The sequence below is a fragment of the Ferrimonas senticii DSM 18821 genome (genome assembly GCF_000422665.1).
GTDB classification, from domain to species: Bacteria; Pseudomonadota; Gammaproteobacteria; order Enterobacterales; family Shewanellaceae; genus Ferrimonas; species Ferrimonas senticii.
The window spans coordinates 171,443-182,497 of sequence record NZ_KE383900.1 but is presented as its reverse complement, the minus strand read 5'-3'; the positions used below and the strand labels follow the sequence as shown (position 1 = coordinate 182,497).

Below are 11,055 nucleotides of genomic sequence, written 5' to 3'. Positions count from 1 at the left end.
CTGCGCGCTCGTAGCTCAGCTGGATAGAGTACCTGGCTACGAACCAGGCGGTCGGAGGTTCGAATCCTCCCGAGCGCGCCATTATTTAAGACAAAAAACCCAGCCTTTGGCTGGGTTTTTTGCATCTGCGCTCCATCGGTTAGGTTAACCACAGCATCAGCGTCATAAAAGCTAAGATCGCCGCGCTAAAGCTGATGATGTAAAGGTAACCTTGCTTGCCTTTGGATAACGCGAAGCCGTTGATGTGCAGATAAGCGGTCCACAGCAGGCAAAGGACGATGGGAATTAGGAACAGCCTAGCTATCATCTTAATTCTCCTAGTTTTTAACGACTTTAGTGGATTCTTTAGGACGTGTTGACGTTTGGTGTTCGGAATTTGGTCGAGAATAGCGGCCTTCAATCGAGGATTGCGATTGAAGGCATAGTGGCTCTACGTCGAAATCGCATGACGAAGAGTGACGGCCGCTAGTCCGACCCTGCCAGGCGCCCTTCGGTGATTAATGAACAGTCAAATTGATTAAGCAAGTCTAATTTGGCATTAAAAATGGCCGATGATGGGCGCAAAAACATACGACAAAAGTCAGCACGCCCTAGTTACTTGCCAATGGTGGCCGTTATCAAGGCATAGCGATCTTACGGCGGCGAAGCCTCGATATGATCACAAAAGTGATCGGGTGAAGCAGGTAAACTGGAGCTGAATGAATTTTGTTCTTTTCAGCGATGTCATACAGATTTGTTACCTTCGCCGCAGTGTTACTGTCCAGCGGATCGCAGCTAACCGGCTGCGCAGCCATCACTCTGCCACAGTCGTTAGAACAAGAATCGCGACAGTTGGTGGTTGAACTTAATGGTGGTATTGGCCAAAGTCAGAATCTGCAATTTATTAAAGCGGACTATCGCTTTGGGGTGATGACCTTCCACTACCGCGCATTGCCGACGACCATCAGCAATGATTACGCTGCGGTGGTTGAACATCAGCAGCAACAGATGCTGCAGCAGTACTGCACCAGCAGTTACTATCGGCAGCGTCTTGACGCCGGGTTGATATACCGTCATCAATATCAAGGGGAAAACGCCCCGCCAACACAAACCATTACCGCTAAGAGCTGCCGCAGCTCTGCTTACTGATTGGGAGCCACCGTGCAATTAACCAGCTTTAGTGATTTTGCTTTTCGGGCACTGCTTTACCTCGGCACTTTGCCAGAAGGGGAGCTAACCAGCATCAGCAAGGTGACTGACGTGTATGGCGTATCCCGTAATCACATGGTGAAAGTGATCAATAAACTTGGTCATGCCGGTTTTGTTACCACCATTCGCGGTAAAAATGGCGGCATCAAGCTGGGTAAAAAGCCAGAAGAGATTATTCTGGGCGATGTGGTGCGGGCGTTAGAGCCCCTGAAATTGGTGGATTGCTCCAACCCGTTTTGTCACATTGTGCCAGCCTGTAAACTGAAAAACGTGTTGGCCGAAGCCGGTGACGCGTTTTTGTCTACCTTAGACGGCTACACCTTGGCCGATATGCTGGCGCCACACCGTAAAGAGCTGCTGGCGCTGTTTAAGCCTGAATGAGTTACAGCCTTTCGGGGCTGTTTATCGCCGCCTTTATTTCGGCCAGCCTTGCCCCCGGTGGCTCGGAGGCGGTGTTGGTCTATCTGCTCAACCAATCCCCAAGCCAATGGTTGTCATTACTGCTGATCGCCACGATTGGTAATACCTTAGGCTCACTTACCAGTTACGCCCTTGGGCGCTGGTTTCATCAAAGCAAATCCCCGACGGAACTTTTGCAAGGCAAAGCGACCAAAGCGTTATCTTTGATTGAACGCTATGGTAAATGGTCGCTGTTGCTGGCGTGGTTGCCGCTGATTGGCGATGCCATTCCACTGTTGGCCGGTTGGTTTCGTTTTCCATTGTTATTCAGTAGTCTGTTGATATTCATCGGCAAGTGTTGCCGCTACGGGGTGCTGTGCGCAGCAACATTGGCGGTGATCTAGCCGGCTATATTGCTTAAAACAACATGGAGTTGTTATGCGCCTACGCCTTTCCTTGGTTGCCATTGCTCTTGGTTCCGCTTTAACCCTCAGTGGTTGCTCTTCTACGCCGACCGCCGCGCTGCCTCAAGGCGTCACTTTGATTGAACAAAGTGGCGAAACCGCAGCAATCCACATCCCTTACAAAAAATACCAACTGGCCAATGGCCTGACTGTGGTGCTTAGTCCCGATCACTCCGATCCCTTGGTGCATGTGGATGTCACTTACCACGTGGGTTCCGCCCGCGAACAGCTAGGCAAATCGGGGTTTGCTCACTTCTTTGAGCACATGATGTTCCAAGGCTCTGAGAACGTAGCCGACGAACAGCACTTTAAGATCGTCACCGAATCTGGTGGCACCTTAAATGGCACCACCAACAGCGATCGCACCAACTACTACCAAACCGTACCGCGTAATCAGCTAGAGAAAATGCTGTGGCTGGAAGCCGATCGGATGGGCTTTCTGCTGCCGGCGGTAACTGAGCAAGCCTTTGAAGTACAGCGGGAAACCGTTAAAAACGAACGCGGTCAGCGAGTGGATAATCAGCCTTATGGGCGACTGTGGGAACGAGTTGGCCAAGCTATGTACCCGCCGGGACATCCTTATTCATGGCCGGTGATTGGCTGGATGGAGGATCTGGATCGCGGCAGAGTCGCCGATCTGCGCCAGTTCTTTCAGCGTTGGTATGGCCCTAATAACGCCACTTTGACCATCGGCGGTGATATCGATGAAGCGCAAACCTTGGCGTGGGTGAACAAATACTTTGGCAGCATTCCAATGGGGCCAGAGGTGGCGGATGCGCCTAAGCAACCGACAACGTTGGATGGCGACCGTTATATCTCGATGGAAGATCGGGTCCATCTGCCGCTGCTGTTTATGAGCATGCCAACCGTTTATGCCCGCCACGAGGATGAACCGGCGCTGGATCTGCTGGCGAAGATCATTGGCGGCGGTAAGACCTCAATCTTCTATAAGAACTTGGTTGCTGAAGGTTATGCGGTACAAGCGCAGGTATTCCACCCATGCCGCGAGTTGGCCTGTGAGATGGGTTTTATGGCGATGGCGAACCCCGCTAAGAACCTTAATTTGGCTCAGATTGAACGAATCATGCGTGATTCCATCGCCGAATTTGAGCGCCGTGGCGTCACCGAGGATGATCTCAACAAGGCCAAAGTCGCCAACGAAGCCAGCACCTTGTACGGCCTGCAAAGCGTCAGTGGCAAGGTCAGCACCTTGGCTTATAACCAGACTTTCTTTGACCAGCCCGACCTGATTGCCGCAGATCTCGAACGTTACAACAAGGTCACCGCCGCTGATGTCCAGCGGGTGTTTGATACCTACATCAAAGGCAAACCGGCGGTGATCATGAGTGTGGTGCCCGAGGGCAAAACCGAGCTGATCGCTAAGGCCGACAACTGGCAACCGGCGGCAATTACTCCAGATATGACCAGTCTGGGAATGGATCCTAATCCTAAAGCGATCAGTGACAACTTCGATCGCAGCCAAGTGCCGAGCGCCGGGGATAATCCGAGCATTGAACTACCAACCCTATGGCGCCAATCTCTGGCCAACGGCATTGAGGTGATTGGCACCCAATCGTTGGAAACCCCAACCACCGAGATCTTGATTGCGCTGGAGGGCGGTAACCGGTTGCTGTCGCCACAGCAAGCTGGCCTCGCCAGTTTGACCGCCGCGATGATGGCGGAATCGACTAAGACCTTAAGCACCGCAGAGTTTGCCCAACAGCTGGAAAAGCTTGGTTCGCGGATCAGCGTCAGCAGCAGCGACTACCGTACTTTTGTTTCGGTCAGCAGTTTAACCCGTAATCTCGATGCTACCTTGAAGCTATTGGAACAGCGCCTGTGGCACAACGGCTTTACCGAAGCCGATTTTACCCGAGTGAAAAGCCGACAATTGCAAAGCATTAAGCAAAATGAGAAGCAGCCAGAAGCGATGGCGGGTGCGGCTTGGGCGAAATTGATGTACGGCGCCGATAACATTAAAGGGCAGCCGTCCATCGGCACTCTGCAAAGCGTGGAAAAACTCACCCTAGAGGACGTAAAGGCGTTCTATCAGCAGCAATTTAACGCGGGCGCGGCGTCAGTGGTGACCGTGTCGGATCTGCCGCAATCGCAGCTGCTGGCAAAACTGGCGGTGTTAGAACCATGGCAGGGCGAGGCAACGCCGCTACCACCGCTTAAGCCGCTGCCAATCATCGAGCCGAAAATCTATCTGCTGGATAAGCCGGGTGCGGCGCAATCGGTGATCCGCATCGGTAAGCGCGCCAATAAGTACGATGCGACCGGTGAGTATTTCCGAAGCTATTTGATGAACTACCCGTTGGGCGGTGCCTTCAATAGCCGGATTAATCTCAACCTACGTGAAGATAAGGGCTATACCTATGGGGCCCGTTCCGGCTTTAACGGTGGTCCAGAGCTCGGGGTGTTTTACGCTGGTGCCGATGTTCGCAGTGATGTTACTGCCGCGGCAGTGCAAGAGTTCTTAACTGAAATTAAGCGCTACCGCGAGCAGGGGATCAGCGCCGATGAGCTGGCCTTCCTAAAGGCGTCGATCAGTCAGCGTGATGCGCTGAAATTTGAAACCCCAGGGCAAAAGGCGCGCTTTATCGGCAATATTCAGCGTTACGGTTTAGCGGACGATTACGTTACCGAGCAGGGCAAGATCATTGCCGACATCAGCGCCGAGGAGCTTAACCAGCTTGCGGCAGATCAACTGGATCTGTCACAGATGAGTATCTTGGTGGTCGGTGACAAGCAAACTAACTTAGAATCGTTACAGCAGTTAGGCTATGACGTTATTGAGCTGTAGAATACAACATTGGCTTTAACAAAGGGTGGCCATGCCACCCTTTCGTTTTTGAATAAAGAGAATTGGATTGAGCGACTTTAATCAGGCCCTCGCCACCCTCGAGCAGCCCCAATGGCACGATGCCTTGACCCAGCTCAACCGTGGGATTGAGCGGGAAACTTTGCGGATTGAGGCCAACTGCCTGTTGGCTCAAGACCCTCACGCTAGCGCTCTTGGTTCGGCGTTGACTCATCCGTGGATCACCACCGATTTCAGCGAATCGTTGCTGGAGTTGATCACCCCGGTTTATCAAGATCCCGATCAACTGCTGCAGCACTTGGCGGATACCCACAGCTTTGTTCTGAAAAATATCGGTGAACAGCGTCTGTGGCCGTTGTCGATGCCCTGTTTTATCGATCCTGATCAGTCGATCCCGATTGCTCAGTACGGCAACTCGCACATCGGTAAGATGAAAACCACTTACCGCATCGGCTTACACCATCGTTATGGCTCGAAGATGCAGGCGATCGCCGGTATTCATTTTAACTTCTCAGTGCCAAGCGCCCTGTGGCCGGCACTTGGGGTTAATCCAGAAGATCATGCCGACATCAGTGACCGCTACTTTTCGTTGCTGCGTCACTACCGCCGTCATGTGTGGGTGCTGGCGTACCTGTTTGGTGCCTCGCCATCGTTGTGTAAGTCGTTCTTAAAAGAGAACAGCAGTGACCTGGCCTTTACCGAAGCGGGCAATACCCTCTATCTGCCGTACGCGACCTCATTGCGGATGAGCGATTTGGGCTACACCAATACTGCCCAAGATGCGCTTAAGGTCAGCCTTAATAGCATCGATGAATACGTCCGTGATCTGCGCCACGCCATCAGTGTGCCTTCCGAGGAGTACGCCCAATTTGGCGTTAAGATCGATGGTGAGTATGTACAGCTCAACAGCAATGTGCTGCAGATCGAAAACGAACTGTATGCCTCGATCCGGCCGAAGCGAGTGATCCACACCGGTGAAACTCCGACGCAGGCGTTGGCCCGTGGTGGGGTGGAGTACGTTGAAGTGCGGGCGCTGGATGTCAATCCATTCTCAGCGGTAGGGATTGAACGAGACCAAGTGCTGCTGTTGGATCTGTTCTTGATGGATGGTTTGCTCGAGCGTTCGGCGCCGCTGACGGCGACTGACGTTGATGAGAACGCCGCCAACTTCGATGCGGTGGTGCTCGATGGTCGGCGCCCGGGCAAGGTGCTGCAGTGCCAAGGTCAACCACGGTTACTCAGTGATTGGCTAACCGAGCTGTTTGGCCGCTGGCAACAAGTGGCTAAGGTGCTTGATAAAGCCAATGGTGACAGTCGTTACAGCGACGCCTTAGCGCAATGGCAGGGGGCGGTCAACGATCCGGAGCAAACCCTATCAGCGCGGGTACTGCGTGAGAGTCTGGAAGCTGGTCATGGTCACTGGGCTTGTGAGTTGGCACGACAGCACCGTCAGCAACTGTTAGAGCGAGATTACCAGTTGCTTACCGAAGCGCAGTTGGTCAGCTCCGTCTGTGATTCCCATCGTAAGCAGGTGGAGATTGAAGAGGCGGACACTGGCAGCTTTGATGAGTTCTTAGCCAACTACTTCGAAGCGCAGCAACGCTAGCCTTCAACGTAGGGCGTGTTGACCTTTGCCGAATATTTTTGCGCCCATTATTGGCCACTTTTGACAGCAAATTGAACTTGGTCGGTTCGTTTTGCTGTTTCGTGGCCACTGAGGGGCGCCTTGCAGGGCCAGACTAGCGGCCGTCACTCTTCGTCATACGATTTCGACGTAGAGCCACTATGCCTTCAATCGCAATCCTCGATTGACAGCCGCTATCCTCGACCAAATTCTAAACACCAAACGTCAACACGCCCTAGAAATAACGCAGACAAAAACGCCCGAGTCGATGACTCGGGCGTTTTCTATTGCGCCGCTTAAGCAATGGCGACTGAGCCACCGAGGGCGAGGAACACCACCGCACAAGCGCGGTTAAAGCGCCGTTGCGACTGTGGTTCCGCTAAACGGTTGGCCAGCTTGCAGCCACCAAGGGCGACCAAGTTTAGGATAATAAAATCCACCACCGTAAAGCTGGCGCAGAGGATCCCCAGTTGCGGCGCTAATGGCTGGTCTTGGGTAATAAACTGCGGAAACAGTGCGGCAAAGAAGATCAATCCTTTGGGGTTGCTAAGGCCGATGGTCAGGGTTTTAAAGAACAATCCCCCAGAGTGGCACTCTTGCTCGGCAAAGGTGTTGCAACTGCAATCGCCGACTTTGGCGCGCCAAGCGCTGATCCCCAACCAAATTAGATAACCGGCACCAGCCAGCTTCATCATCTCGAACAACATCGGTTGCTGTTGCAGTAGGGCACCAACGCCAGCGGCGGATAAGCCCATCACAATCAGGCCAGCAAGGTTAGAGCCAAATACCGTATATAGGGCTTTACCGTAGCCATAGCGGACACTGGTAGACAGGGTCATTAAGGTCATGGGACCAGGGGCTGCAAGCAGCACCACGATGGTCAGCAGATAGACCAGATACAGCTCTAATGACATAGGTTGTTGCTGATGTGGAAACGAAGCCGCGCATTTAAGCAGTGTCACCGCAGGCTGTAAAGTGGCCGCAGGCCAACTTTTCATCTAATTTGCTGGCAAATCTCATTGCCATGATCAACCGCTCGAATTTGGTTTGTGGTGGGTGATGCGTATCACGCTTTGGTGCTTGATTGTGAACGCTGGGAATGACTACAACCAATGGGGTAAAAAAAAAAGCGAGCTCACCCCTGCCCGGTTGATGCTCGCTAATTGGAGGATAATGATGATGAACTTGATGTATTCGGTTCGCTAGTTATGACCACAGTCTCTTTTATTTAGTTCCTGAAACAGGCAAAATTTTTTTCTTATTTTTAATTCTCTTTTATCGCCAATGAGTTATCTGCGTCATTTGTTACAGGTTGGGCTGGGGATCGGGCTTATCGTTAGCTTGTCTGGCTGCGCCACACCGCCGCCGCGTAATCCTGAAAACCTGTGCGCCATCTTTGAGGAAAATCGCGATTGGTACCACGCGGCGATCAACACCAAAGAGAAGTGGGGCGTACCGGTGCATGTGCCGATGGCGATGATGTATCAAGAGAGTTCGTTCCGGCATAACGCCGCGCCACCGATGCGTTACTTCCTTGGGTTTATCCCTTATGGCCGAGCCTCGAGCGCTTACGGTTACGCTCAGGCTAAAACGCTGACATGGGAAGACTACCAACGGGAAACTGGCAATGGCTGGGCCGATCGTGATGACTTTGATGACGCCCACGATTTTATGGGCTGGTTTATCTATAAAACCAACAAGATCAATGGTGTTTCCAAGTGGGATGCCTATGCTCAGTACCTGAATTACCACGAAGGTTGGGGTGGCTATAAGCGCGGTACCTATCGTGGCAAAGCGTGGCTGCCGCCAGTGGCGCGTAAAGTCGATGCCCGCGCTAAACGCTATGCCGCCCAGTTCCGTAGCTGCGAAAAGGATCTCTCCCGTGGCTGGCTGTGGCGGTTGTTCTTTGGTTAATCGCAGTTAACGGCAGTTTTTAGTTATCAGTGGTTAGGTAAGAGCTACGGCCGTCAATTGAATCGTAGCCGAGAACGCGTTCTCGGGATTGTTGGTTGGCAGGTCGGTGTTTCGATTTTTTATAGCATCGCTGTACTTCGTTGCTTTTGCCTCCGGCGGCCAAGGGCTGCGCCCTTTGGATTCCCCTACGCCTCCAAGGTTGACGAAAGCCCCTCGTTCTCACCGCACTTTGCGGCAGCATCGGCCCGAGGCGGCATCCCTGCCTTCACGGGCCTCTCGGGCATCCTGCCCTCGGCTTGCCGCTGCGTTTGCGGTTTTACTCGGCGTCAACAAGTCGGCTAAAAGCACTTCAAATCACCGTTATCGAATGCGCAACCAATGCAATTTATAGATGACGGTTGCGCCAATGGGCTTTGGCCGACTCGCGGCGCTGAGTGGTGTGCTGCGCATTGAGGCCGTAGGCCATGGATGGCCGAAGTGCGCGGCTAAGTCAGGGACGATGCATCCGCGCAGTGCCGAAAGGAGCAGCGCAAGGAGCGAAGGGGTATCGCCGTGTTGGAGGCATTTGGGATTGAAAAGGGTGAAACCCTTTCCCGCCGGAGGCTTACAGCTATGAAAGAAGGAGATAGAAATTGGCGATCACCGACGATCTTGCTGTTACCGCTCACGGCTAACTAATCACTACCAACTTTATTGCCACGTTATGCGATAAAAAACCAAGCCCCGCAATGGCGGGGCTTGGTGAATTTAAGCTGCTGGCATTACAGCTTAAAGAACTCGCTGGCGCGCTTGATAATGCCGGGGCCGTCGATCTCCAGTACCGTATGCATCTCCTCTTGAGTGCCTTGCTCAATAAAGCGATCTGGCAACCCTAGCTGCAGCACTGGCTTGGCCAAGCCTTGGGCCATCATCGATTCGATTACCGCACTGCCAGCGCCGCCCATGATGGCGTTCTCTTCCAGGGTGATCAGCTTATCGTGGCTTTCCACAATCTGCTTCACCATGTCGTGATCCAGCGGCTTCACAAAGCGCATGTTAACCACGGTAGCGTCTAGCTGCTCGGCGGCTTCAAGCGCGTAACCAATCATGGTGCCGAAGCTGAAGATGGCGATACCGCTGTTACCTTGACGGCGGATCTCCGCTTTACCGATCGGCATTGCGGTCATCTCTTGTTCCAATGGCACGCCGATGCCGTTACCGCGCGGGTAACGCACTGCCGCAGGGCTTTGCAGCTTGTGGCCGGTGTACAGCATCTGCCGACATTCGTTTTCATCCGCTGGCGCCATGATGGTCATGTTTGGCACGGTACGCAGGAACGACAGATCAAACGCCCCTTGGTGGGTTTGACCGTCGGCGCCCACCAGACCACCACGGTCGATGGCAAACAGCACCGGCAAGTTCATGATCGCCACGTCGTGGATCAACTGGTCGTAACCGCGCTGCAGGAAGGTGGAGTAGATCGCCACCACCGGATTTAAGCCCTCACAGGCAAAACCGGTCGCCAGGGTTACCGCGTGTTGTTCGGCAATCGCGGCGTCGAAGTATTGCTCTGGGAAGCGCTGCGAGAACTCGACCATGCCGGAACCTTCGCGCATCGCTGGGGTGATCGCCATCAAGGTTGGATCTTGCTCGGCCATATCACACAGCCAATCGCCAAACACTTTGGAGAAGGTCGGCTGACCCGGTTTGTCTTTTGGTAGCTTAAACAGTTCTGGGTTGAACTTCGGCACCGCGTGATAGGTGATCGGATCTTGCTCTGCTGGGGCATAGCCTTTGCCCTTTTTGGTCATCACGTGCAGGATCTGCGGCCCTTTCAGGTTGCGCATGTTGCTCAACGTCGACACCAAGCCTTCGACATCGTGGCCGTCAATTGGGCCGATGTAGTTAAAGCCAAGCTCCTCAAACAGGGTGCCTGGAACCACCATCCCTTTCAGGTGCTCTTCGGCGCGGCGAGCCAACTCTTTGATTGGTGGCATGTGCGCCAACACCTTTTTGCCGCCCTCACGGATGGTGGTGTATAGGCTGCCCGACATGATCCGCGCCATGTGATTGTTGAGCGCGCCAACGTTCTCTGAGATCGACATCTCGTTATCGTTGATGATCACCAGCATATCTTTGTGGATATCGCCGGCGTGATTCATCGCTTCAAACGCCATGCCACCGGTGATGGCACCATCGCCAATTACCGCCACCACCTTGCGGCCTTGACCCTCTTTATCGGCGGCAATCGCCATCCCCAGTGCAGCACTGATTGAGGTGCTGGAGTGGCCCACACTTAAGGTGTCGTACTCGCTCTCTTCGCGCCATGGGAATGGGTGCAGACCGTCCTTTTGACGGATGGTGTGCATCTTCTCTGCACGGCCGGTGAGGATTTTATGCGGGTAGGCTTGATGGCCAACGTCCCACACCAGTCGGTCAAACGGGGTGTTGTAGACGTAGTGCAGTGCCACAGTCAGTTCGACGGTGCCAAGGCCAGAGGCAAAGTGACCGGATGAGCGACCGACTGAGCGCAGCAAGAACTGGCGCACCTCATCCGCTAGCGGCGCCAACTGGTTGACCGGCAATTGGCGTAGTTGCTTTGGCTCAAGAGCTTGAGCTAGCAAAGGAAAATCGGTAAAGGTGTCGCTCATGTCGGTTTGATC

Annotated in this window: 9 protein-coding genes and 1 tRNA gene; 7 read left to right on the top strand and 3 right to left on the bottom strand. The window is 53.5% G+C overall.

Features of this window, described 5'->3' with window-relative positions; all coding sequences use genetic code 11:
* Positions 1–4: 4 nt before the first annotated feature.
* Positions 5–81 (top strand) — tRNA-Arg (locus tag G506_RS0117610).
* A 58-nt stretch (positions 82–139) separates the two neighbouring features.
* On the opposite strand, the gene G506_RS21050 is transcribed toward G506_RS0117610, so the two are convergent.
* A complete protein-coding gene (locus G506_RS21050) occupies positions 140–307 on the bottom strand; it encodes a hypothetical protein (protein WP_028118020.1) in 168 nt (55 codons plus the stop codon).
* A 413-nt stretch (positions 308–720) separates the two neighbouring features.
* Here G506_RS21050 and G506_RS0117595 point away from each other — a divergent pair, with 413 nt between their 5' ends.
* The 5 genes from G506_RS0117595 to gshA all read left to right on the top strand — a co-directional run bounded on the left by G506_RS0117595 (position 721) and on the right by gshA (position 6,481).
* Complete coding sequence (locus G506_RS0117595; RefSeq protein ID WP_028118019.1) at positions 721–1,128, top strand: hypothetical protein; 408 nt, start codon at positions 721–723, stop codon at positions 1,126–1,128.
* Between the two features lie 12 nt (positions 1,129–1,140).
* Complete coding sequence (nsrR, locus tag G506_RS0117590) at positions 1,141–1,569, top strand: nitric oxide-sensing transcriptional repressor NsrR (RefSeq protein WP_028118018.1); 429 nt, start codon at positions 1,141–1,143, stop codon at positions 1,567–1,569.
* Complete coding sequence (locus tag G506_RS0117585) at positions 1,566–1,991, top strand: YqaA family protein (RefSeq protein ID WP_028118017.1); 426 nt, start codon at positions 1,566–1,568, stop codon at positions 1,989–1,991. Before nsrR ends, G506_RS0117585 begins: the two co-directional genes overlap by 4 nt.
* Positions 1,992–2,025: 34 nt before the next feature.
* Positions 2,026–4,857 carry a M16 family metallopeptidase gene (locus tag G506_RS0117580; protein WP_028118016.1) on the top strand — a complete coding sequence of 944 codons (2,832 nt, stop codon included), beginning with the start codon at positions 2,026–2,028 and terminating at the stop codon, positions 4,855–4,857.
* 67 nt (positions 4,858–4,924) lie between these two features.
* Positions 4,925–6,481, top strand: coding sequence for a glutamate--cysteine ligase (gene gshA, locus G506_RS0117575; protein ID WP_028118015.1), 1,557 nt, complete (start codon positions 4,925–4,927; stop codon positions 6,479–6,481).
* A gap of 314 nt (positions 6,482–6,795) precedes the next feature.
* Here gshA and G506_RS0117570 read toward each other — a convergent pair whose 3' ends face one another.
* A complete protein-coding gene (locus G506_RS0117570; RefSeq protein WP_028118014.1) occupies positions 6,796–7,413 on the bottom strand; it encodes a LysE family translocator in 618 nt (205 codons plus the stop codon).
* Between the two features lie 370 nt (positions 7,414–7,783).
* On the opposite strand from G506_RS0117570, the gene G506_RS0117560 reads away from it, so the two are divergent.
* Positions 7,784–8,413, top strand: coding sequence for a transglycosylase SLT domain-containing protein (locus G506_RS0117560; RefSeq protein WP_051202242.1), 630 nt, complete (start codon positions 7,784–7,786; stop codon positions 8,411–8,413).
* A 761-nt stretch (positions 8,414–9,174) separates the two neighbouring features.
* Here the strand turns inward: G506_RS0117560 and dxs are convergent.
* A complete protein-coding gene (gene dxs, locus G506_RS0117555; protein ID WP_028118012.1) occupies positions 9,175–11,043 on the bottom strand; it encodes a 1-deoxy-D-xylulose-5-phosphate synthase in 1,869 nt (622 codons plus the stop codon).
* Between the last annotated feature and the right edge of the window lie 12 nt (positions 11,044–11,055).